The sequence below is a fragment of the Ruegeria sp. YTSA135 genome (assembly GCF_059610165.1).
The window spans coordinates 39,752-60,469 of record NZ_JBXWNC010000016.1 but is presented as its reverse complement, the minus strand read 5'-3'; the positions used below and the strand labels follow the sequence as shown (position 1 = coordinate 60,469).

The 20,718-nt window shown below is 57.5% G+C and carries 27 protein-coding genes; 20 read left to right on the top strand and 7 right to left on the bottom strand.

The annotated features are described in order from the left end of the window. Positions 1-105 precede the first annotated feature (105 nt). Entirely contained in the window at positions 106-687 is a 582-nt protein-coding gene (locus AC2FIT_RS18270; protein WP_496831450.1) for an FMN-dependent NADH-azoreductase, read from the top strand. 73 nt (positions 688-760) lie between these two features. Further along, positions 761-1,501 carry an aspartate/glutamate racemase family protein gene (locus AC2FIT_RS18265; RefSeq protein WP_496831449.1) on the top strand — a complete coding sequence of 247 codons (741 nt, stop codon included), beginning with the start codon at positions 761-763 and terminating at the stop codon, positions 1,499-1,501. Here the strand turns inward: AC2FIT_RS18265 and AC2FIT_RS18260 are convergent, their stop codons facing one another. Continuing rightward, the gene (locus AC2FIT_RS18260) at positions 1,502-2,032 is read right to left on the bottom strand and encodes a prolyl-tRNA synthetase associated domain-containing protein (protein ID WP_496831448.1); all 531 of its coding nucleotides are present in this window, start codon (positions 2,030-2,032) and stop codon (positions 1,502-1,504) included. It lies immediately after the preceding gene. 307 nt (positions 2,033-2,339) lie between these two features. Between AC2FIT_RS18260 and ffh the strand changes: the two genes are divergently transcribed. From ffh to trmD, 9 genes are all read left to right on the top strand, one after another. Further along, complete coding sequence (gene ffh / locus AC2FIT_RS18255; RefSeq protein ID WP_496831447.1) at positions 2,340-3,848, top strand: signal recognition particle protein; 1,509 nt, start codon at positions 2,340-2,342, stop codon at positions 3,846-3,848. After that, positions 3,849-4,403, top strand: coding sequence for a GNAT family N-acetyltransferase (locus tag AC2FIT_RS18250; protein ID WP_496831446.1), 555 nt, complete (start codon positions 3,849-3,851; stop codon positions 4,401-4,403). It abuts the gene before it with no gap. Next, a complete protein-coding gene (locus AC2FIT_RS18245) occupies positions 4,400-4,951 on the top strand; it encodes a GNAT family N-acetyltransferase (protein ID WP_496831445.1) in 552 nt (183 codons plus the stop codon). Before AC2FIT_RS18250 ends, AC2FIT_RS18245 begins: the two co-directional genes overlap by 4 nt. Then, complete coding sequence (locus AC2FIT_RS18240; RefSeq protein WP_496831444.1) at positions 4,948-5,244, top strand: chorismate mutase; 297 nt, start codon at positions 4,948-4,950, stop codon at positions 5,242-5,244. The genes AC2FIT_RS18245 and AC2FIT_RS18240 overlap by 4 nt, the downstream gene beginning before the upstream one ends. A 69-nt stretch (positions 5,245-5,313) precedes the next feature. Beyond that, complete coding sequence (gene rpsP / locus AC2FIT_RS18235; RefSeq protein WP_496831443.1) at positions 5,314-5,703, top strand: 30S ribosomal protein S16; 390 nt, start codon at positions 5,314-5,316, stop codon at positions 5,701-5,703. Positions 5,704-5,715: 12 nt separating this feature from the next. Then, positions 5,716-6,351: a 5,6-dimethylbenzimidazole synthase gene (bluB, locus tag AC2FIT_RS18230; protein WP_496831442.1), complete on the top strand. Its 636-nt coding sequence runs from the start codon at positions 5,716-5,718 to the stop codon at positions 6,349-6,351. A gap of 144 nt (positions 6,352-6,495) precedes the next feature. Next, positions 6,496-6,999 (top strand): ribosome maturation factor RimM, encoded by a 504-nt coding sequence (rimM, locus tag AC2FIT_RS18225; protein ID WP_496831441.1) that lies wholly within the window; start codon positions 6,496-6,498, stop codon positions 6,997-6,999. After that, entirely contained in the window at positions 6,999-7,814 is an 816-nt protein-coding gene (locus AC2FIT_RS18220) for a hypothetical protein (protein WP_496831440.1), read from the top strand. The genes rimM and AC2FIT_RS18220 overlap by 1 nt, the downstream gene beginning before the upstream one ends. Then, complete coding sequence (gene trmD / locus AC2FIT_RS18215; protein WP_496831439.1) at positions 7,811-8,608, top strand: tRNA (guanosine(37)-N1)-methyltransferase TrmD; 798 nt, start codon at positions 7,811-7,813, stop codon at positions 8,606-8,608. The genes AC2FIT_RS18220 and trmD overlap by 4 nt, the downstream gene beginning before the upstream one ends. On the opposite strand, the gene AC2FIT_RS18210 is transcribed toward trmD, so the two are convergent. Next, a complete protein-coding gene (locus AC2FIT_RS18210; protein WP_496831438.1) occupies positions 8,605-9,405 on the bottom strand; it encodes a glycoside hydrolase family 25 protein in 801 nt (266 codons plus the stop codon). The two genes, trmD and AC2FIT_RS18210, sit on opposite strands and share 4 nt — an antisense overlap. Before the next feature lie 46 nt (positions 9,406-9,451). Between AC2FIT_RS18210 and AC2FIT_RS18205 the strand changes: the two genes are divergently transcribed. From AC2FIT_RS18205 to AC2FIT_RS18185, 5 genes are all read left to right on the top strand, one after another. Continuing rightward, a complete protein-coding gene (locus AC2FIT_RS18205) occupies positions 9,452-9,688 on the top strand; it encodes a hypothetical protein (protein ID WP_496831437.1) in 237 nt (78 codons plus the stop codon). Between the two features lie 98 nt (positions 9,689-9,786). After that, positions 9,787-10,170: a 50S ribosomal protein L19 gene (gene rplS / locus AC2FIT_RS18200; RefSeq protein WP_068339209.1), complete on the top strand. Its 384-nt coding sequence runs from the start codon at positions 9,787-9,789 to the stop codon at positions 10,168-10,170. Positions 10,171-10,181: 11 nt separating this feature from the next. Further along, positions 10,182-10,403: a 50S ribosomal protein L31 gene (gene rpmE, locus AC2FIT_RS18195; RefSeq protein ID WP_068339212.1), complete on the top strand. Its 222-nt coding sequence runs from the start codon at positions 10,182-10,184 to the stop codon at positions 10,401-10,403. 179 nt (positions 10,404-10,582) lie between these two features. Next, complete coding sequence (locus AC2FIT_RS18190; protein WP_496831436.1) at positions 10,583-10,810, top strand: hypothetical protein; 228 nt, start codon at positions 10,583-10,585, stop codon at positions 10,808-10,810. Positions 10,811-11,113: 303 nt separating this feature from the next. Further along, on the top strand, positions 11,114-11,923 hold the full coding sequence (locus AC2FIT_RS18185; RefSeq protein ID WP_224891761.1) for a division plane positioning ATPase MipZ: 810 nt from the start codon (positions 11,114-11,116) through the stop codon (positions 11,921-11,923). Between the two features lie 95 nt (positions 11,924-12,018). Here AC2FIT_RS18185 and AC2FIT_RS18180 read toward each other — a convergent pair whose 3' ends face one another. Next, complete coding sequence (locus AC2FIT_RS18180) at positions 12,019-13,251, bottom strand: adenylate/guanylate cyclase domain-containing protein (protein WP_496831435.1); 1,233 nt, start codon at positions 13,249-13,251, stop codon at positions 12,019-12,021. A gap of 305 nt (positions 13,252-13,556) precedes the next feature. Here AC2FIT_RS18180 and AC2FIT_RS18175 point away from each other — a divergent pair, with 305 nt between their 5' ends. The 3 genes from AC2FIT_RS18175 to AC2FIT_RS18165 all read left to right on the top strand — a co-directional run bounded on the left by AC2FIT_RS18175 (position 13,557) and on the right by AC2FIT_RS18165 (position 15,851). Beyond that, positions 13,557-15,167: an FAD-dependent oxidoreductase gene (locus AC2FIT_RS18175; protein WP_496831434.1), complete on the top strand. Its 1,611-nt coding sequence runs from the start codon at positions 13,557-13,559 to the stop codon at positions 15,165-15,167. A gap of 5 nt (positions 15,168-15,172) precedes the next feature. Then, on the top strand, positions 15,173-15,370 hold the full coding sequence (locus AC2FIT_RS18170; protein ID WP_068339226.1) for a DUF2783 domain-containing protein: 198 nt from the start codon (positions 15,173-15,175) through the stop codon (positions 15,368-15,370). 139 nt (positions 15,371-15,509) lie between these two features. Continuing rightward, positions 15,510-15,851 carry a DOPA 4,5-dioxygenase family protein gene (locus AC2FIT_RS18165; RefSeq protein WP_496831433.1) on the top strand — a complete coding sequence of 114 codons (342 nt, stop codon included), beginning with the start codon at positions 15,510-15,512 and terminating at the stop codon, positions 15,849-15,851. On the opposite strand, the gene AC2FIT_RS18160 is transcribed toward AC2FIT_RS18165, so the two are convergent. Then, positions 15,848-17,476 (bottom strand): acyl-CoA synthetase, encoded by a 1,629-nt coding sequence (locus tag AC2FIT_RS18160; RefSeq protein ID WP_496831508.1) that lies wholly within the window; start codon positions 17,474-17,476, stop codon positions 15,848-15,850. The genes AC2FIT_RS18165 and AC2FIT_RS18160 overlap by 4 nt on opposite strands. 222 nt (positions 17,477-17,698) lie before the next feature. On the opposite strand from AC2FIT_RS18160, the gene AC2FIT_RS18155 reads away from it, so the two are divergent. Continuing rightward, entirely contained in the window at positions 17,699-19,090 is a 1,392-nt protein-coding gene (locus AC2FIT_RS18155) for an aminotransferase family protein (protein ID WP_496831432.1), read from the top strand. 98 nt (positions 19,091-19,188) lie between these two features. Here the strand turns inward: AC2FIT_RS18155 and AC2FIT_RS18150 are convergent, their stop codons facing one another. From AC2FIT_RS18150 to rpmI, 3 genes are all read right to left on the bottom strand, one after another. Next, entirely contained in the window at positions 19,189-19,872 is a 684-nt protein-coding gene (locus tag AC2FIT_RS18150) for a methyltransferase domain-containing protein (RefSeq protein ID WP_496831431.1), read from the bottom strand. Between the two features lie 245 nt (positions 19,873-20,117). Further along, complete coding sequence (rplT, locus tag AC2FIT_RS18145) at positions 20,118-20,483, bottom strand: 50S ribosomal protein L20 (RefSeq protein ID WP_039523695.1); 366 nt, start codon at positions 20,481-20,483, stop codon at positions 20,118-20,120. A gap of 14 nt (positions 20,484-20,497) precedes the next feature. Continuing rightward, entirely contained in the window at positions 20,498-20,698 is a 201-nt protein-coding gene (gene rpmI, locus AC2FIT_RS18140; protein ID WP_010443552.1) for a 50S ribosomal protein L35, read from the bottom strand. Positions 20,699-20,718: the final 20 nt, after the last annotated feature.

Below are 20,718 nucleotides of genomic sequence, written 5' to 3'. Positions count from 1 at the left end.
TGTGCAATTTCCAACAATACCTGTTGATATATCCGACTTTTGTTCGGTCACGCAATATTCATATACGACCCCAGAATAAATTTCATAAACCTAAGGATCGAAGACATGACCAAAACAATCCTTCATATCGACGCTTCTGCCCGCCGCGAAGGTTCCGCAAGCCGTGACCTATCTGACCGTATCGTCAAGCATCTGGGTGCCGGCCGCATCATCCGCCGCGATCTGGCAAAGCCGCTGCCCCTGTTGACCGAAGAATGGATCAACGCCAACTTCACGCCAGCGGATCAACGCAGCGATGCGCAACACGACCAACTGGCTTTGTCCGATAGCTTGGTGAATGAGCTTCAAGACGCCGACACCATCGTCATTGGCTTGCCCATCTATAATTTTTCCGTTCCCGCGGCGTTCAAAGCCTGGATTGATCTGGTCGCTCGCGCAGGCGTTACGTTTTCGTACACCGAGAATGGCCCCAAAGGTCTTTTAGAGGACAAGCGCGTGGTTCTCGCAATTGCGTCGGGCGGTACGGCGGTCGGGTCCGAGATCGACTTTGCCACCGGCTACGTCCGTCACATGCTGGGCTTCATCGGTATCACCGATGTTGACATTGTCGCCGCCGACTCGATGGCCATCGACGCCGAGGCCGCGCTGAGCAACGCCCAAAAGGCCGTGACCGAGCTGGCCGCCTAAACGAAATCTGGCCTTTGCGCCGGGAAACGTCCAGTCTGCGTCTGAAACAGAATTCGCAGGCTGGGCGTTTATCATGAAGAAAATTGGCATTCTGGGCGGCGTGGGCTGGGCCTCTACCCTGGATTACTATCGGGCAATTGCCCAGGGCGCAGGCCGGTACTTTGCCGAACGCGGGCATGGGTCTCCGCTGCCTGTCCCGCCGATGACCATCGAGTCTGTAACACAAGCCAAAACCCGCGCGTTGCGCGGCGTGGCCGGGGATGAGGGCAGCTGGGCCGGGTTTGACGCCGTCTTTCGCGACGCATTGCTGACACTGGAACGTGCCGGATGTGATTTTGGAATAATCGCCTCAAACACCCCGCATGCCAGGCTACATGCGATCAGGCAGGGTGTCTCGATGCCGATCCTCAGCATCTTCGACGCCACGGCCCGAGAAACTGCCGCAACGGGCGCGTCCGAAGCGCTGGTCTTGGGAACAACCGTCACCATGCAGGCGACCGACTACGCCGACCAACTGGCCCAAGAGGGCATTACAGCCAATGATCGCTTACCCGCAGCCGAGATCGCCGAAATGCAGGCCATGATCGACAGCGAGTTCTATGGCGGTGCTTCAGCGGCTGCGCACGACAGGCTGCTGGCCTATTGCAACAGACATGCAGAGCCGGAAACCGCCATTCTGCTAGCCTGCACAGAATTGCCGCTGGCGTTTCCGCATCATCTGGACGAACCGGTTTTCGAGGCTGACGGGCATCTTTTCGTCAATCCATCGGCGGCTCATGTCGCAGCCGCTCTGAAAGAAGCGCTTGAGGGTTGATCAATGCAGCCAGCGAACGTCGCAGCCGATCTTGTCGAAAAATGCCATCAGGTCTGTGCGCGCCATTGCCACCGTGCGGTCATTGACCAGAGGGTGCATGTAAATGACATCCGCCTGCTGCGCTGCCTCGTCCATGAAGAAGCTGACGTTGTTTTGCACCCCGTTGATCATTGCAAGCGGGCTGACCGCGCCGGGACGAATGCCAAGGTTCTGCATCAACCGATCCGCCGAACCAAACGATAGATTGCCCACCCCGAGCTCCGCACCCAGCGCCTTAAGATCAATCTCGCGGCTCTGCTCCAATGTCACGAGGTAGTTCCGCTTTTTCTTGTCTCGCAAGTACAGGTTCTTAAGGCGCAGGGCATTTTCGCCCGGTACCATAAACTGATCTTCGACAGACTTCGACTCTTCAACTGTGCGCAGTGGAACATGGGTATGCAGGCGATATCCCAGCCCCCAGCTGTCCAACTGCGCCAGCAGCGCATCCGAACTGAGCGGCAATGTATCCTGAAAATTCGATGATGCGTCCATGGGAACCTCCTGCGCGTTCCGGTCGTCATGACGAATACGCGGCCGCGATGCAAGCAGGCTGCAGCGCACATGGTTGACTCTGACACCGATCCCGCCTAAAGCCCCATCCAAACATCCGGAAGCGTCTGATCTTCCGGTCCCTTGAGTCGTTCAGGGATCGCCCCCCACCAGCGAGTTTCGCCCGTGGGGGCAATGCCATTTGGCATTACCCCCACGTCTAATTCAGTGGGAGGGGGCAATTGTGCATTTAACCGGCGTTTCCTACTTAGGGGATGCCACATCTAAACCGGCATAGGAGGCCGAAGGCATGTTTGAAAATCTATCCGAACGCCTCTCTGGCGTCTTTGACCGGCTGACGAAACAAGGCGCGCTGTCCGAGGAAGACGTCAAAACCGCCCTGCGCGAAGTTCGCGTTGCCCTGCTTGAGGCCGACGTCTCGCTGCCGGTTGCGCGCGAATTCGTCAAGAAGGTTCAGGATCAGGCCACTGGTCAGGCTGTCACTAAGTCTATCACTCCCGGCCAGCAGGTCGTCAAGATCGTGCATGACGCGCTGGTTGACGTGCTGCGTGGGGAAGAAGACCCCGGCAAGCTGAAGATCGACAACCCGCCTGCCCCGATCCTCATGGTCGGTCTGCAAGGCTCGGGTAAAACGACCACAACCGGCAAGCTCGCCAAGCGCCTGAAAGAGAAAGAGGGCAAGAAGGTCCTGATGGCCTCGCTCGACGTCTACCGCCCGGCGGCGATGGATCAGCTTGCTGTGTTGGGCACTCAGGTCGGCGTCGATACGCTACCGATCGTTCCCGGCCAGAAACCGGTCGATATCGCCAAACGCGCCAAACAGCAGGCGACGCTGGGCGGTTACGACGTCTACATGCTCGACACCGCGGGCCGTCTGCATATCGACGAAGTCCTGATGGACGAGGTTGAGCAGGTCCGCAACGTGGTCGACCCACGCGAAACCCTGCTGGTGGTTGACGGCCTGACCGGTCAAGTCGCGGTTGAAGTCGCCGAGGACTTCGATGCCAAGGTCGGCATCTCAGGCGTGGTTCTGACCCGGATGGACGGTGACGGGCGCGGCGGTGCAGCGCTCTCGATGCGTGCGGTCACCGGCAAGCCGATCCGCTTTGTCGGTCTGGGCGAGAAGATGGATGCGCTCGAAACCTTCGAGCCGGACCGGATCGCCGGTCGTATTCTGGGTATGGGCGACATCGTTGCCCTGGTCGAAAAGGCCCAGGAAACGATGGAGATGGAACAGACCGAGCGCATGATGAAGCGCATGGTCAAGGGTCAGTTCAACATGAACGACCTGAAAATGCAGCTGGAGCAGATGATCCAGATGGGCGGCATGCAGGGCATGATGGGCATGATGCCGGGCATGGGCAAGATGGCCAAGCAGATGGATCAGGCGGGTCTGGATGACAAGATCCTGCGCCAGCAGATCGCCATGATCCAGTCCATGACCAAGAAAGAACGCGCCAACCCGCAACTGCTGCAAGCAAGCCGAAAAAAACGGATCGCGGCGGGTTCGGGCATGGAAGTTAGCGACCTCAACAAGCTGATCAAGATGCACCGGCAGATGTCGGATATGATGAAGAAGATGGGTAAGATGGGCAAAGGCAAGATGCTGAAACAGGCCATGAAAGGCATGTTCGGCAAGGGCGGCCCCAGCCCTGAAGAAATGGCCGCAGGTATGGACCCCAAGGCTTTGGAACAGGCAGCCAAGGCGATGGGTGGCAAGATGCCCGGCGGACTGCCCGGCATGGGCGGTGGCATGGGACTGCCTCCGGGCCTCAGCGGGTTCGGCAAGAAAAAGTAAATGCACGCCCTCACCCCTCATATCCCCCAGCTTGAGACCGAGCGCCTGATCCTGCGCGCGCCGTCCGAGGCTGATCTGGACACCGAGGCAGAGTTCTTTGCCAGCGAGACCTCGCGTTTTGTCGGCGGACCTCTGCGCCGGGATGAGACTTGGCGGGCAATTGCCACGCTGCTGGGTCACTGGGCTTTGCGCGGCTATGGGTTCTGGGGCGTCGAGGAAAAGGAAACCGGCACCTATGTAGGCCATGTCGGTCTGTGGTACCCAGAGGGCTGGCCTGAACCCGAAATCGGCTGGACACTGATGAACCATGCCACGGGCAAGGGCTATGCGACCGAGGCGGCTCTGGCAGCACGCACCTATGCCTATGATGTGTTGGGATGGGACACGGCAATTTCGCTGATTGACCCGGACAACAACGCCAGCAAGGCCGTGGCACAGCGTTTGGGTGCGCAGTTCGAATATCACTTTGACCATCCGAAGTTTGGTAAGTCGGAAATCTGGCGGCACCCTTCCCCGGCCGATCTGGTGAATGGCGGGATCGAGGCATACGCATGACCACGTTCACCATCCCGATCATTGAAACCGAACGTTTGATCCTGCGGGCACCTCATGCGGATGACCTGCCGCGTATGACTGCGTTTTACGCGTCCGAACGCAGCCATATTGTCGGTGGGCCACTAAACCCGGCCGAGGCGTGGGGCTCGCTTAGCCGTCGCCTGGGGCATTGGATGCTGAAGGGTTATGGATTGTGGCACCTGAGCGACAAGGCAACCGGAGCCTTTGCAGGCTGGGCCGGCATTATTGATGTTCCGGGTTGGGATGAGCCCGAGATCGGCTGGACCGTAATGGATGAGGCCGAAGGAAAGGGGTTGGCGTTCGAGGCAGCAATCGCTGCTCGGAACTATGCCGCGCGCATTCAGGGTCTGAATGGCGTGATCAGCTATATCGCGCACTCTAATGACCGTTCGCGTACTTTGGCCGAGCGGCTGGGCGCAACCTACGAACGCGAAGGCGAAGTTGTAGGCAAGCCCTGCCAAGTCTGGCGGCATCCCAAGATCGACATTCTCGAACCTGCTTTGACCTCTGAGAGGACCGGCCAATGACCAACCCCGTGACACAGGCTGCCACGCTGTTGAAAGACCACCGCGAAAGCATTGACCGGCTGGACGCGATCCTTGTCTATACACTGGGCGAGCGGTTCAAGCACACGCAGGCTGTAGGCAAGCTCAAGGCCGAACACGACCTTCCCCCGTCCGATCCCACGCGCGAGGCTGCGCAGATCGCTCGGTTAGAAGACCTGGCGAAACAGGCCGATCTGGACCCTGATTTCGCCAAAGCTTTCCTGAATTTCATCATTCAGGAAGTCATCCGACACCACCGGAAACATCAGGAATAACCCGCGTTTCCACGAATACCAAGAATACCCGGTCCGCGACCGGTCACGCCATTCAAAGGAGATACCACCATGGCAATGAAAATTCGTCTCGCCCGCGGCGGCTCGAAAAAGCGTCCTTTCTATCGCATCGTAGCGGCGGACAGCCGCATGCCGCGCGACGGCCGTTTCATCGAGAAACTTGGCGTTTACAATCCGCTGCTGCCGAAAGACAGCGAAGAGCGCGTGAAAATGGACATGGAGCGCATTCAGTATTGGCTGGATCAAGGCGCACAGCCGACCGACCGGATCGCACGTATGCTGGAAGCCGCCGGCACCCGCGACAAGGCCGAGCGTAACAACCCGCAGAAAGGCACCCCAGGCAAGAAGGCGCAGGAACGCGCTGAAGAGAAAGCTGCCAAGGCTGCTGAAGCTGCCGAAGCGGCGGCTACACCTGCTGAAGAAGCAGCGGCAGAAGAATAAACAGGCGGGCGCGTGCAGGGTCAGGCTTTTACCGACGATTTCCGTACGCAGTTCAATCTGTTGATGCGGCTCCGGCGCGACGTGCGCCGGTTCCGCACCGATCCCGTGGACGAGGCCGTGCTGATGCGCTGCCTCGACACGTTTCGGCTGGCCCCGTCCGTAGGTCTCAGCGAGCCGTGGCGCGTTATTCGCGTCGATAGCCCTAACGCTCGTGCTGCGGCGCTTGAAAACTTCCAAACCGCAAACGCGCAGGCTTTGGATGGGTATTCAGGCGAAAAAGCAAAACTTTACAGCCAATTGAAGCTATCTGGCATGCAAGAAGCACCGGTGCAGCTGGCAGTCTTCTGCGACGATGCCACTGACAAGGGGCAGCGCTTGGGTGCCGGAACCATGCCCCAGATGCGGCATTACTCAGTCGTTTGTGCCGTAACTCTGTTCTGGCTCGCCCTTCGGGCAGAGGGGCTGGGGCTTGGCTGGGTGTCCATTCTGAACCCCGAACAGTTGGCGCGTGACCTGCGCGTAGCCGATAGCTGGCACCTTATTGGCTATTTCTGCATCGGCTGGACCGAAGACTTTTCCGACACGCCGGAACTGGAACGTGTCGGCTGGGAAGACCGGGAAGACGCGCTGCCGATTGAGGTGCGTTGAGGATGTTCGGCCTTATTCGACTTCCCATACTGCTGATGATCGCATTTATTATGGGCGTGTTCTTTGAACGCTCGAACCAACGTGAAGCATGCGAGGTGCGCGGTGATTGGCAAGATGGGCTATGTGTGACAGTGGATAAGCCAAATGAGTGATCTGATTTGCGTTGGCAGCATTGCGGGCTCTTACGGTGTGCGCGGCGAAGTACGTCTTAAAAGCTATTGCGCGATCCCGGAGGATATCGAAGCCTATTCGCCCCTGACGGATGAAAGCGGGGCCGAACGCTACCCTCTGGTACTGACCCGCCCGATCAAGAACGGCTTTGCCGCTCGGATGGGCGGTGTTGAAACCAAAGAAGAGGCTGACGCCCTCAAAGGGTTGCGCTTGTTCGCACGTCGCGCGCAATTGCCATCGCTGCCGGATGACGAATTCTATCACACCGACCTGATCGGGCTTGAGGTTTATGACACTGGCGGCACCCTGTTGGGCAGGGTTAAATCGGTGCAGAACCATGGCGCGGCGGATCTGCTGGAGTTGCATGGGCCGGGTATGAAAGCCACCGTATTGTTGCCCTTCACGCGTGACGCCGTACCAACCGTCGATCTGGACAAGGGCCGCATCATCGCCGACCCGCCAGAAGGGCTGATCTGATGCGGCGGGTTTTGCTGCATTTGGGGCTGCACAAAACCGGCACCACTGCGGCGCAATCGTTCCTCTACGACAATCGTGAACTCATCTGGCCGCATTTTTCGCTGGCACTGCCCTATCGCACCCGAAAGTCCGGCCTGTCGCAAGCGGCGATCAGCCATTCCATCTATGGTACGGTTGGCACCCTGTCCGAGTTCGGCGCGCGGCTGCGCTCGTTTTTCGACACGCTGGATTTCGCAACCCGGCGCGGGTTGATCGTCAGCGAAGAAAACTTTGCCGGCCTGCGTCCCAGCCGCAATGTCGAACAGGGTTATGCCGCCACCCCAGAGCTTGCCGCTTGTCTGGTTGATGCGGTCCGTCACCGCTTTGCCGGGCAAGAGGTTCAGATCACCATCTACCTGTCCTTGCGCCAGCGCGGTAGTTGGTTGCGCAGTCTTTGGGCGCATGATCTGCAACGCATGCGTCAAGTGCTGGATTTTGAGACGTTCAGGTTGCGCATGGATCATCTGCCCTCTCTGCAACACACGGTGGATCAAATCCGCGATAGGCTGCCCACCGTTACCGTAACAACAGGCTGGCTTGAAGACTTGCAATTGCAGCGCTTTGGCACTGGCACGCCGTTTGCCGAATTCTTGAATCTGCCGCGCGACAAAGCCAGACTTTTGGTGCCGCCGTCCAAGGTCAACACCCGCCTGCCCGAAGACGTTCTGCAAGAACTGCTGGACCTGAACCGTTCCCGTCTGGACGAGGCCGCCCTGATCGCGCAAAAGACGGCGACAATTGAACGCGCAAAAAAGGCGCTGATCGGCACGACATGACAGAAAAGCCCGGCAAATCCCACGGTCGCAAGGCGATCCGCCCGACCCTGAAACCGCGTGAGCTATTGACCCCCACACCAGACCTGCACGGCGTGTGGAAAGCAAAGGTCATTACCCTGTTCCCGTCAGCCTTTCCCGGGGTCCTTGGCGAAAGCCTGACCGGCAAGGCGTTGCAAGAGGGGCTGTGGCAACTGGAAACCGTCGATCTGCGCCAGTTCGGCATCGGCAAGCATCGCAACGTGGACGACACCCCTGCGGGCGGAGGCGCGGGCATGGTGCTGCGCGCGGATGTCTTGGGCGAAGCGATCGAACACACTATGGGCGGTGTGCAGGGGAACTGGCCGCTGATCTATCTCAGCCCGCGTGGTCGCCGGATGGACCAGCGCATGATGCAAAACCTCGCGCGCTGTGATGGTATGACCCTGCTGTGCGGCCGGTTCGAAGGCGTCGATGAACGGGTTCTGGAACATTACGGCGTTCAGGAGGTCTCGCTAGGGGATTTCGTCATGACCGGTGGCGAGATCGCAGCCCAGGCACTGATTGACGCGACGGTGCGGCTGATCCCAGGTGTACTGGGCAATCAGGCCTCGGCTGAAGAAGAAAGCTTTTCCTCGGGCCTGCTGGAGCATCCGCAATACACCCGCCCCGCCGAATGGAAGGGCCGCGCGATCCCTGACATCCTGATGTCCGGTCATCATGGCCGCATCGCCGAGTGGCGGCACGAGATGTCAGAACAGATCACCCGCGAAAGACGGCCTGATCTTTGGGAAAACTACCTCAAAACGCGGGGCTAGCCCCCCGCTTTCCAGCGCGCCCAAGTCTCGGGCTGTCCGTTAAACGTGTTAATATCCACCCTGCCCTGCACGCCCGGCACCAGCCCGGTGCCGGTATATTGCCAGAACCGCCAAGATGCCTTGGGGTAGACATTGCGCGGATGCCCCGCAACAGAGCGCAGCCAGAATTCGGTTCCACGTAGACGGTCGATATTTGTGTCAGCGTGGAAATCCACGGTCGTATAGACAATCGGACGACGCCCGTAGTGACGCTCGAGAATATCGAGGAACCGCTTCGCTTCGGCCCGGACCTTAGCCCCGTCGGGGCGTAACCGGCAGGTCTTGGAGTGCGGCGTCCATTCCATGTCAAGCACGTGGGGCAGATCTGCGCCCTTGGGAACGTTCTTTATGAACCACCGCGCCTGTTCATGCGCAGGGCGGCAAAAATAGTAGTAGTGGTATGCACCCCAAGGCACCCCAGCGGCCTGTGCGCCACGCCGATGGTCATCGAACATGGGATCGGCGACGTCGCCGCCCTCGGTTGCTTTGATGAACACGAAACTGACACCCGAGGCTTTGGCCTTGCGCCAGTCGATTGGCCCCTGCCATCGCGACACGTCCAACCCGTGTACCGGATAATAGCCGGGGTGCCGCCCATCCCAGTCGTGCGGATCAGCGTCACCGAAGGCCGGGTATATGACTGCAGGGGACGTGGTGCGCAGAAACGCTTTGGCCTCGACCTGTTGTGGCGGAGGGGTGCCGCGACCGCAGGACAGCACCGCAAAGGCGATAGCTGTCAGTATCAATGCTAAACGCATGATCTGTTCCTGTTTTAAATGTCTGCTCTTATAATTGCTTTCCAGAATGCCTGATCGGACCAATAAGGCAACGGGTCAGATTCCTAACGGCGCAATCCTACCGCCCAAACCTGAAAAACGTGGCTTTTTTGTCTTGATCACTGATCGCAAAGCCCGTAAAGCAACGCAATCCGGTGCCGCGAGACGCGACTCCGGTGTTTTGGTTTGCATCGTGGCGCAGCGCCCGGTTTTCTTCGGCCATGGCGCGTCAGGGCGAACCGAACCAAAGGAACATTCGATCTGACCTCTGGCGGGCTGTTCGCAGGACCCGGTAGAAGACCAAGAGCTCTCAGGCCGTGCTTAACTTCGTGGACAAACCACGAGCATATAGGAGTAACTGCGATGGACCTGATCGCACAGCTTGAGGCGGAACAGATTGCCGCCCTGGGGAAAGACATCCCCGATTTCAAAGCCGGTGACACCATTCGTGTCGGCTTTAAAGTGACCGAAGGATCGCGCACCCGTGTGCAGAACTACGAAGGTGTCTGCATCGCGCGCAAAGGCGGCAATGGCATTGCCGGCTCGTTCACTGTCCGCAAGATTTCGTTTGGCGAAGGCGTGGAGCGCGTGTTCCCGCTGCATTCGACCAACATCGACAGCATCACCGTTGTCCGCCGCGGTAAAGTTCGCCGCGCCAAACTGTACTACCTGCGCACCCGCCGTGGTAAATCCGCGCGTATCGCAGAGGTTACCAACTACAAGCCCAAGGCTGGCGCCGAGGCGTAAGGAGCGGAAAGATGAAAAAAGACATCCATCCCGACTACCACTTCATCGACGTCAAAATGACCGATGGCACCGTGGTTCAGATGAAATCGACCTGGGGCAGCGAAGGTGACACTCTGTCACTTGAAATCGACCCCTCTTCGCACCCCGCCTGGACTGGTGGCTCGTCCCGCCTGATGGACGCCGGCGGCCGCGTATCCAAGTTCAAGAAGAAATACGAGGGGCTGGGCTTCTAAGCCTGACCTGGTTTGCATGCGAAAGGCCGTCCCCTTGGGCGGCCTTTTTTTATGCACCGCTCCCGGTCAGACCTTGAATGCTGGCGCGGATACTCTGGTCCAATCCTATCGCGACACCATGGTGCGTCGGATGCTACACTGGCCTGGAACATCCCCTCAGCCTCACGGAGATCCTGAAGATGCCTAGTTACAATGACATGTTCGAACTTTCCGTCGCAGATATGGACCTGATCGAAACCGCCTTGCGAGATACGGCAGCGTCTTTGTCGCTTGGGGTGTTGGAGGAAACCGAAGAAAACAGGACTGAACGCGAAGATAGGCTTCGTCAGGTTCACGAACTTCTGGGCAAGTTGCACGACCAGAAGGTGTTTTATCGCCCTAAAGACGGGGTCTACCTTGGGGGATAAGCGCAACCGGTCCGAGGCACTGGCGTACCTCCAATTGAGGACGTATCAGCATCACGAGTGAGGCAATTTCCTGAGCGACCGCCGCCAGAAGGTCCAACCGATGCTCCAGCTACACCCTCCTGCGGCCAGCATTAAACAACTCTGCCTGTGTGTCATACATGCAGCCAAACCCGGTTCCGGGCCTTGGTTTTGCAACTAACAGCCTCAGTTCACTGCTTGAGGTCCTTCCCTTCCCGGCTTCCACAACATATAGTAGCTCACAACAACGTGTGGATAAACACGGCAGGACATGGGAATACAGGCATGGCACATATCATCGTAGTGGGGAACGAGAAGGGCGGCGCAGGCAAATCGACCGTCTCCATGCACGTGGCCACCGCGTTGGCGCGATTGGGGCACAAGGTCAGCACGCTGGATCTGGATCTACGGCAGCGCAGCCTTGGTCGGTATTTTGAGAACCGCGCCAATTTCCTGAAAAACTCGGGCTTGAGCCTGCCGAGCCCCCGCCACCACGACCTACCCGAAATTGATGCGACCAAGCTGAAACCCGGCGAGAATATCTATGACCATCGCCTGTCCGCCGCTGTGTCCGAACTGGAAAGCGACAGCGACTTTATCCTGATCGACTGCCCCGGGTCCCATACCCGTCTCAGCCAGGTGGCTCATTCGCTGGCGGACACGCTGATCACGCCGCTCAACGACAGCTTTATTGATTTTGACTTGCTGGCGCGGATCGACTCGAAGGGCGAAAAAATACTTGGGCCCTCGGTCTATTCAGAAATGGTTTGGAACGCGCGCCAGTTGCGTGCGCAGGCGGGGCTGAAACCGATTGACTGGGTGGTGGTGCGCAACCGTGTAGGCACACAGCGTATGGTGAACAAGGAAAAGATGCAGCGCGCGATCGAGATGCTGTCGCAGCGCATCGGTTTCCGCGTGGCCTCGGGCTTTTCCGAACGGGTCATCTTCCGCGAGCTGTTCCCACGTGGCCTGACACTGCTGGATCTCAAGGATATCGGCGTCAAACAGTTGAACATCTCGAACATCGCAGCCCGGCAAGAGTTGCGCGACATGATGAAAGAATTGAACCTGCCGGGCGTGGAGATTGATTTCTAAGATCTTCTTGACCCGACATTCCCCTGCCCGGGCTGAGGGGCCCCCAGATCAGGTTGAAGGCACAGCCTGGCAACTGTCAGGATTACCACCTGTTATCAGCGGCCGTTATAGACCGTAAACAACTCTTTTGGCTCCTGCACACCCCGAAGCATGTAACGCCCGACCGAGACCAGCTCCTGAGCGCACGGTTGGGCCGCGCGTGCCACGTCATCCGAGATTAGGATGCGCTGCCCCAGCGACCTGTGCATGCCTGCAATCCGCGCGGTCTGGTTTACTGCCGGGCCGATGACTGTGAAGTCCAGCCGGGTTTCCGACCCGATATTGCCGTACAGAATTTCCCCCGCATGCAAGGCAAGGGTAAAGCTGGCCACCGGCAGACCTGCGGCCTCACGCTGGGCGTTCAGCGCCTCTATCCGCTGCTGCAGAACCGGCACCGACTTCAGGGCGGCGCGGGCGTCCTCATCGATGTCACCGACATCGAACATCGCCATCAGCCCGTCACCCATGAATTTCAGAATATTGCCATCATGGTCATGCACGACACTGACAGCCACAGCCAGATAGTCGTTCAGCATGTCGATGATTTCATTGCCCGGAAGCTCTTCGGACAGGCTGGTGAAACCTTCCAGATCAAAGTTCCACATCACGGCATCAATTTGTTGTAGCGAGCCACGCCGGATTTCCCCCGACAATACCCGCCGCCCCGCGTCCCGACCCAGATAGACCCGCATCAAGTCCTTTGACACCCGCGCACTTGCAGCAGATTTCAGCGCCAGCCCCAGATGCGGCAGTGCTGCATTGATTAGGTCCAGATCCGTATCCGCGAACCCATCGGGCGCGTTAGACGTCCACGACATCAACACGCCGTCCACAGCCTTTTTTGCGGCTTTGGGTTCACTGTGCGTCGGGGCGTCAAAATTGACCCCGGTGGCGTAATAATCAGTAGCCCCGATCTGGCGCAGGTCGTTCAGCAGCGGAAAGCGGCTGGCCTCGTTTTGATCGATCAGACGTTCGCGGATGACCTCGATATCCTCGTTGAGGATTGCGTAAAGCGGGCTTTGCCGCCACTGTTCTATAGGCTCGTCAGAATACTCAAAAGACTCGGTTCTACCGCCCTGCCCCTGATACCAGCTAAACCCTGTACCCCCATAAACCGGATGCAACGCGGATTGCGCTGCATGAAAACGCATCAGTGGCACACCCAAATCCAACAATTTGTTGCAATACCCGTCCAGAAGCTCTTCTTTCGAGGCACCTTCCAGACCGCGTTCCACCAGCCAGTCACTTAGATCAATTGATTTTACCGTTCTGGCATTAGGGCTTGTCATTTTTTTTCCAGTGTCCGCTCTGGGTGTCATCTGGGGACAGTATGCAGGAATTACCAGTCCCACCCCAGGCGCGCCAGCTACCGCAAGCGCGCCTTCATCGAATATGGAGCATCGGCACTCTTTCCACATAAGCGACTTAGCCGCATCTTGGAATCTGAGACATTTTTTAAGATTAGAGAATTTCCACCGCATTTGATCCAGATCGTTTTCCGGCGGCTTTTTCGATGAAATTATAGGCAAAACCTCTGGCGAGAGGCTGCCAAGATTTTGCGCACTACCAGCGCCGGAAAATCGGGGGGGAGCCGATGAACAAGATTTTCGAAGTCCCGGCTTATGCTTATGAACGCAGCCCAGATCAGGACTCGGTTAACACTGTGCGCCACAAGGTAATCGTGATCGGTGCGGGTCCGATCGGGTTGGCCACGGCGATTGACCTTGCCCAGAAAGGTGTCGAGGTCGTGGTGCTGGATGACAATGACAAGGTCAGTTTCGGCAGCCGCGCCATTTGTTTCTCGCAACGCACGCTGGATATCGCCGATCGTCTGGGCGCGGTACGGCCAATGGTGGACAAGGGTGTGCAATGGGATAAGGGCAAGATCTATTTCCACGACCGTCAGATTTATGAGTTCGATCTGCAACCGGATACCGGATATGCACATCCGGCTTTCATAAACCTGCAACAATACTATTTTGAAATGGCTCTTGTTGAGCGCGTGCGAGAGTTGCAGGCCAACGGCGCGCCGATCGAAATTCGTGGACGCAACAAGGTCGAAGCCATCGGAACGCATGACAGCCATGTCACGCTTGAGGTCGTAACACCCGAAGGCCCGTATAACATCGAGGCTGAATGGCTGATTGCCTGCGATGGGGCAAGTTCGCCCACGCGACGGATGCTTGGGCTGGATTTCGAAGGGCAAATCTTCGAAGACAACTTCCTGATCGCAGATGTGGTGATGGAAGCCGATTTCCCCTCAGAGCGTCTGTTCTGGTTCGATCCGCCCTTCAATCGCGGTCAGTCGGCGTTGATGCAAAAACAACCCGACAATGTCTGGCGGATTGATCTTCAATTGGGTTGGGATATTGACAGGGAACGTGAAAAACGGCCCGAGAATGTCATTCCTCGCCTCAAGGCAATGCTGGGCGAAGACGTTGATTTTGAGTTGGAGTGGGTGTCGATCTACACCTTCCAGTGCCGCAGGATGGAGCGCTTCCGCCAAGGGCGTGTGCTTTTTGCAGGCGACAGCGCCCATCAGGTCAGCCCGTTCGGGGCGCTGGGGGCAAACTCCGGCATGCAGGACGCAGACAACCTGTGTTGGAAACTGAAACTGGTTATCGATGGCAAAGCGCCCGAACTGCTGCTGGACAGCTACAGCCTTGAACGGGCGCAGGCAGCGGATGAGAACATCACGAAATCCAGCCAGTCCACGAGTTTCATCACTCCCAAATCCGAAATGTCCCGGCTGCTTCGCGACGCGGTGCTAGACCTCAGCGCGCGGCATCAGTTCGCCAGGCCTCTGGTCAATTCCGGACGGTTGAGCACACCGTGTACCTACCACCGGTCGTCCCTGAATTCAGCGGATGCTCTGAACGGGCCAGAAATCACACGGCCCGGTTCAGCCTGCCCTGATGCGCCTTTGGGTGACGAATTCCTTTTGCCGAAACTGGCGGGCAAGTTCACCCTGCTGACAATTGACGCCGACGCACCTGAACGGATCGAAGAGGACGGTGTCGTAGCCACCCGGCTTGCCCTTTCGGTCAAAGATGACCTGACACTGGATCTCAAGCGGCGGTATCTGGGCGATGCTACCAGCGCGGTCTATCTGATCCGGCCTGATCAGCATGTCGCCGCGCGCCGCGAAACATTCGAAGAAAACGCATTTCGGCAGGCCATTCGTCGGGCCACCGGTAAGGAGTAGTCGATATGGCTGAACTGACCCTCATCCCAAATCTCGACGATGCCGATGGGTTTTATGCCCGCCTGCTGGCTGCCCATGACGGGTTGGAGAAATCAGACAGCGATGCGTTGAACGCGCGCCTTGTGTTTGTGCTTGCCAACCATATCGGCGACGCAGATGTTCTGGATCAGGCAATAAAACTGGCAACGCTCCGCGACGCATAGCGCGCCTGTCTTTATCAAACTTGCGAACCCTGCGGTTTTTTCTGATTGGAAGGCCCAGTACCGGAAATCGCAGGAGTATCTTGCGTGGAATAGCTGTAGGATAGGCACAGGTCATTCACAACGGTTTGATGAGGTCGCTATGCCCGAGATCACTGGCTATCACGCCCATGTCTACTTTGACGCAGACACAGTTGATCTGGCGCGACAGGTTTGTTCAGAGGTCGCGCGACTGTTCCCTGTTGAAATGGGCCGTGTGCACGAACGCAATGTCGGTCCGCATCCGCGCTGGAGCTGTCAATTGGCCTTTGCACCCGATGCCTTGGATCAGGTCCTGCCCTGGCTGATGTTGAACCGGCGTGGGCTGACCATTTTCACCCATCCCGAGACCGGCGAACACCTTGAAGATCACCGGGACCGGGCCGTTTGGATGGGTAGGATGCTGGAGCTGAACCTGTCAATATTTGACAAGATGGGCGACTAGGTCAGCGCCCGAGCCTGATCTCGCAGAACGAATTTCTGAATCTTGCCTGTCGATGTTTTGGGTAATGCCCCGAACACAACCGTTTTCGGGGCTTTGAAATTGGCCATGTTGTCCCGGCAGAAGGCAATCAACTCGGCTTCGGTCACGGTTGCCTCTGGCTTGAGCTCAACAAAGGCACATGGGGTTTCGCCCCACTTGTCGTCTGGGCGCGCCACGACCGCGGCCTCCATCACGGCCGGATGTTTGTAAAGGACGTCTTCAACCTCCACGGATGAGATATTTTCGCCACCAGAAATGATGATGTCCTTGGACCGGTCTTTAAGCGCGATATAGCCATCAGGATACATCACCCCCAGGTCGCCGGACGCAAACCACCCGCCCTTGAATGCCTTGTCCGTCGCGTCAGGGTTTTTCAGGTAACCCTTCATAACGACGTTGCCCTGCATGAAAATCTCACCCATGGTTTCGCCATCCGCAGGCACGGGCTCCATCGTCTCGGGGTCTGCCACCATCAGACCGGACAGGGCGGAATAAGGAACCCCCTGCCGGACTTTCAGCGCGGCACGCTCTTTCGCGTCCTTAGTATTCCACTCGTCCTTCCAGGCGCAAACCACAGAGGGGCCATAGGTCTCGGTCAGGCCATAGACATGGGTCACTTCGACCCCCATCGCCTCCATCGCTTCGATAACGGCAGCGGGCGGTGGAGCACCGGCTGTCATCACCTTAATCTGATGGTCGAAGTCTTTCAGGTGGTCCGGTGCATGGGCCAGCATGTTCAGCACAATCGGCGCGCCGCAGAAATGAGTTACCTTTTCATCGCGGAACGCTGCATAAATCGGCTCGGCCCGTACTGCGCGCAAACAGACTGAGACACCTGCATTGGCCGCCATCGCCCAGGGAAAACACCAGCCGTTGCAGTGGAACATCGGCAACGTCCACAGATAGACGGCGTGTTTGGGCATGTCCCAGTCCAACAGATCGGACTGAGCGTTCAGCGCTGCCCCACGATGATGATAGACCACGCCCTTCGGGTTGCCCGTGGTGCCCGAGGTGTAGTTCAGCGTGATCGCGTCCCATTCATCTTGGGGCAAAGACCATGCGAAATCCGGATCGCCCTCTGCCAGCAGCGCATCATAGGTCAGGCTGCCCAGCTTTTCGCCCCCCTCAAAGCTGGAATCTTCGATGTCGACCACCAACAGGTCGTGATCAACCTCTTTCAATGCCTCTTTCACAACGCCCGAAAATTCGGGATCGACCATCAAAACCCTGGATTCCGCGTGATTCAGGATAAAGGCGATAATCGGCGCGTCCAACCGCGTGTTGATCGCGTTCAGAACAGCCCCGGCCATTGGGATGCCAAAATGGGCCTCATACAGTTCAGGGATGTTTGCGGCGATGATCGACACCGTATCACCCCGCCCTATACCCCGCGCCGCCAATGCACCGGCTAGTCGCCGACACCGGGTATAGGTTTCCGCCCAGCTATAGCGGCGATCCCCATATACGACCGAAGGGTAATCCGGATACACCTGCGCCGTTCGCTCAATAAAACTCAGCGGCGTCAAAGGCGTATAGTTTGCGCGGCATTTATCCAGATGACGCTCGTAAATCTGCGTGGCTCCCATCTGCCGATCCTCCCAACTCGTGTTGTGCGCGACTTGATCATAAAGATGCGCGGCTGACAAATCCGTATTAATACGGCGCAGGGATGGACTGGTCATACGGGATGATGCAATCTGGCCCTATCTCCGGCAGGCCATTCGCGGTGATCTGTGCCATCGAAAACACCTGCCGGTTCGGGCTTGAACCCGCATTCCGCGCACCGCATTTGACTGAAAGGACATGTCATGGACGGCACGTTCAACGAAAACGATCTTTCCCGCGTGGTCGAAGCCGACCGCGCCCACGTCTGGCACCACCTGATCCAGCATAAACCTTTTGAAACCAATGATCCCCGCATCATTGTCGAAGGCAAGGGCATGCGTGTCTGGGACCAGAAGGGCAAAGAGCATCTGGATGCCGTATCTGGCGGGGTCTGGACTGTGAACGTGGGCTATGGCCGCGAATCGATCTGCAAGGCGGTTTATGACCAGTTGATGAAGCTGTGCTATTTCGCCAACTCTGCTGGCTCGATACCGGGATCTATCTTTGCCGAGATGCTGATCGAAAAAATGCCGGGCATGAGCCGCGTCTACTATACGAACTCGGGGTCCGAGGCCAACGAGAAGGCGTTCAAGATGGTTCGTCAGATCGCACACAAGCGGTATGGCGGTAAAAAGACCAAGATTCTGTACCGTGACCGCGATTATCATGGGTCGACCTTGGCCGCCATGTCGGCAGGCGGTCAGGATGAGCGCAACGCACAATACGGACCGTTCGCGCCAGACTTTGTGCGCGTGCCCCATTGCATGGAGTACCGCAAGCACGAGCTGGACGGTGCGCCCGAAGAAAACTTTGGTGAATGGGCCGCAGATCAGATCGAACAGGTCATCCTGCGCGAAGGCCCTGACACTGTCGGCGCCCTGTGTCTTGAGCCGGTCACAGCGGGCGGCGGTGTGATCGAAGCACCCGAGGGCTACTGGCAGCGCGTGCAGGAGATTTGCAAGAAATACGATATCCTGCTGCATATTGATGAGGTCGTCTGTGGCGTGGGCCGCACCGGCACCTGGTTCGGCTATCAGCAGTATGGCGTCAAGCCGGACTTCGTGACCATGGCAAAAGGCGTTGCCTCAGGCTATGCGGCGATTGCCTGCATGGTGACGACCGAAGAAGTCTTTGACATGTTCAAGGATGATGCGTCCGATCCGCTGAACTATTTCCGCGACATCTCGACCTTCGGCGGTTGCACCGCCGGTCCGGCCGCGGCGATCGAGAATATGCGCATTATTCAGGATGAGAACCTGCTGCAAAACTGCACCGATATGGGCAACCGAATGGTCGGCAACCTGCAGGCGCTGATGGAGAAACACAAGGTCATCGGCGACGTTCGCGGCAAGGGCCTGTTCCTTGGGGCTGAACTGGTGATGGATCGTGCGACAAAAGAACCGGTGGACGAAAAGATGGCACAAGCCGTTGTCGCCGACTGCATGTCGCAGGGTGTGATCATCGGAGCAACCAACCGATCGGTTCCCGGTAAAAACAACACGCTATGCTTCTCACCCGCGCTGATCGCAACTGCGGATGACATCGACCAGATCACCGACGCAGTCGATGGCGCGCTGGGTCGTGTGTTTGGGTAGACCAATCGTCGGTTTGATCTAAGAAACCGGTGCCCACCGCGCCGGTTTCAGTTTTTGTGGGTATCCCTTTCAAGGAAGGGGCAAAACCAGGTCGACTGTTAAAGCTTGCGACCGATGACAACGAAATGCGTTAGCGAAAAGAAAAAGTTCCCTTTCTTTGCCAACAAGCTTTGCTCTTCCGCCCACTCCATGGCTTCCCGGTCCGGAACAAGCCCCTTGGTTTCGGCGAATTTTTTCATCAATATTATCATCATATTGGCTAGCCCATCTGGCCGGAGCTGGGTATCGCAAATTGTGATTGGCGTTACGCTTTCTACGGTGAACCCGGCCTCACGTAGAATTGGGGGCAAGACTGCAGGCACTGCTCTTTCTACAAAATGATTGTCCCAAGCTCTTATCATTCGCTCCATCCTCGCGGGGTTCTGGCTGAACCAAACCAGGCTGCCAAAATGGATGTCACCTATGACAAGCCGACCGCCTTGCTTTAGGCTACGATAAGCCTCTGCCACAGCGCCGGGAATATCCTCCAAATATTCATAAACCTGTACTGATACAGCCTTATCAAACGCAGCGTCTTCCACAGGAAGTTGCCCGGCCTCACCGTCGATTATTTCGACCCAGTCATACGCGCGACAACGGCTTTTGGCCGAACGCCGCATGGGTTCACTGGGATCAATGCCCAATATGCGACCAGTTGAACCTACCGCACGGGCAAGCTCAGCCGTCAAAAGGCCGTTTCCACATCCTATGTCCGCAATGACCTCTCCGGGTGCTGGTCTCAAGGCGTCGAATGATCCTTGGCGCCTCCGCGTGACGTCGGCACCTTCATATACGGTATCTAATAAACGAGTTGTCTCAGTATCAAATTCGAGCATGCCAACAACAAAGTACCAATTGACCAGTTTCGTACTTAGCATTTTTCAGTATGTATGTCTGCTTTGGGCTCGAAACCACAATTTTCGAATTTGCCAAAAAAAGGCCGCCCCAAACGGGACGGCCCTTCTTTCACTGTCTCTCTGAAAGAGGATCAGGCAGCCAGGGCGGCCTGAGCTTTGGCGACGATCGCGCCGAACGCTTCCGGTTCGTGCACGGCCAGGTCGGCCAGAACTTTGCGGTCCACTTCGATACCAGCCAGGTTCAGGCCGTTGATGAAGCGGGAATATGTCAGAGCCTCGTCATGGCTACGCACAGCAGCGTTGATCCGCTGGATCCACAGTGCGCGGAAATTGCGCTTGCGGTTCTTGCGGTCACGAGTTGCGTATTGATTGGCCTTGTCGACGGCCTGGGTTGCAACTTTGAAGTTGCTTTTACGGCGACCATAATAGCCTTTTGCGGCTTTGATGATCTTCTTGTGACGGGCGTGAGTTACGGTTCCACCTTTAACGCGGGACATCTCTTAATCTCCTCTTAGCGGTCGTAGGGCATGTAGCCCTTGACGATCTTTGCGTCGGGGGCGGACAGGGTGGTGTTGCCACGGGCATCGCGAATGAATTTCTTTGTCCGCTTGATCATGCCGTGCCGTTTGCCGGCCTGGCCAGCAAGGACCTTACCGGTTGCAGTCACCTTGAAGCGCTTCTTGGCGCTCGACTTTGTCTTCATCTTAGGCATTTCCGTCTCCTTTCAGGGTT

Coding starts and splice junctions, on each gene's coding strand:
- AC2FIT_RS18270 (WP_496831450.1), top strand. CDS start 106: ATGACCAAAACAATCCTTCATATCGACGCTTCTGCCCGCCGCGAAGGT.
- AC2FIT_RS18265 (WP_496831449.1), top strand. CDS start 761: ATGAAGAAAATTGGCATTCTGGGCGGCGTGGGCTGGGCCTCTACCCTG.
- AC2FIT_RS18260 (WP_496831448.1), bottom strand. CDS start 2,032: ATGGACGCATCATCGAATTTTCAGGATACATTGCCGCTCAGTTCGGAT.
- ffh (WP_496831447.1), top strand. CDS start 2,340: ATGTTTGAAAATCTATCCGAACGCCTCTCTGGCGTCTTTGACCGGCTG.
- AC2FIT_RS18250 (WP_496831446.1), top strand. CDS start 3,849: ATGCACGCCCTCACCCCTCATATCCCCCAGCTTGAGACCGAGCGCCTG.
- AC2FIT_RS18245 (WP_496831445.1), top strand. CDS start 4,400: ATGACCACGTTCACCATCCCGATCATTGAAACCGAACGTTTGATCCTG.
- AC2FIT_RS18240 (WP_496831444.1), top strand. CDS start 4,948: ATGACCAACCCCGTGACACAGGCTGCCACGCTGTTGAAAGACCACCGC.
- rpsP (WP_496831443.1), top strand. CDS start 5,314: ATGGCAATGAAAATTCGTCTCGCCCGCGGCGGCTCGAAAAAGCGTCCT.
- rimM (WP_496831441.1), top strand. CDS start 6,496: ATGAGTGATCTGATTTGCGTTGGCAGCATTGCGGGCTCTTACGGTGTG.
- AC2FIT_RS18220 (WP_496831440.1), top strand. CDS start 6,999: ATGCGGCGGGTTTTGCTGCATTTGGGGCTGCACAAAACCGGCACCACT.
- trmD (WP_496831439.1), top strand. CDS start 7,811: ATGACAGAAAAGCCCGGCAAATCCCACGGTCGCAAGGCGATCCGCCCG.
- AC2FIT_RS18210 (WP_496831438.1), bottom strand. CDS start 9,405: ATGCGTTTAGCATTGATACTGACAGCTATCGCCTTTGCGGTGCTGTCC.
- AC2FIT_RS18205 (WP_496831437.1), top strand. CDS start 9,452: ATGCCTGATCGGACCAATAAGGCAACGGGTCAGATTCCTAACGGCGCA.
- rplS (WP_068339209.1), top strand. CDS start 9,787: ATGGACCTGATCGCACAGCTTGAGGCGGAACAGATTGCCGCCCTGGGG.
- rpmE (WP_068339212.1), top strand. CDS start 10,182: ATGAAAAAAGACATCCATCCCGACTACCACTTCATCGACGTCAAAATG.
- AC2FIT_RS18190 (WP_496831436.1), top strand. CDS start 10,583: ATGCCTAGTTACAATGACATGTTCGAACTTTCCGTCGCAGATATGGAC.
- AC2FIT_RS18185 (WP_224891761.1), top strand. CDS start 11,114: ATGGCACATATCATCGTAGTGGGGAACGAGAAGGGCGGCGCAGGCAAA.
- AC2FIT_RS18180 (WP_496831435.1), bottom strand. CDS start 13,251: ATGACAAGCCCTAATGCCAGAACGGTAAAATCAATTGATCTAAGTGAC.
- AC2FIT_RS18175 (WP_496831434.1), top strand. CDS start 13,557: ATGAACAAGATTTTCGAAGTCCCGGCTTATGCTTATGAACGCAGCCCA.
- AC2FIT_RS18170 (WP_068339226.1), top strand. CDS start 15,173: ATGGCTGAACTGACCCTCATCCCAAATCTCGACGATGCCGATGGGTTT.
- AC2FIT_RS18165 (WP_496831433.1), top strand. CDS start 15,510: ATGCCCGAGATCACTGGCTATCACGCCCATGTCTACTTTGACGCAGAC.
- AC2FIT_RS18160 (WP_496831508.1), bottom strand. CDS start 17,476: ATGGGAGCCACGCAGATTTACGAGCGTCATCTGGATAAATGCCGCGCA.
- AC2FIT_RS18155 (WP_496831432.1), top strand. CDS start 17,699: ATGGACGGCACGTTCAACGAAAACGATCTTTCCCGCGTGGTCGAAGCC.
- rplT (WP_039523695.1), bottom strand. CDS start 20,483: ATGTCCCGCGTTAAAGGTGGAACCGTAACTCACGCCCGTCACAAGAAG.
- rpmI (WP_010443552.1), bottom strand. CDS start 20,698: ATGCCTAAGATGAAGACAAAGTCGAGCGCCAAGAAGCGCTTCAAGGTG.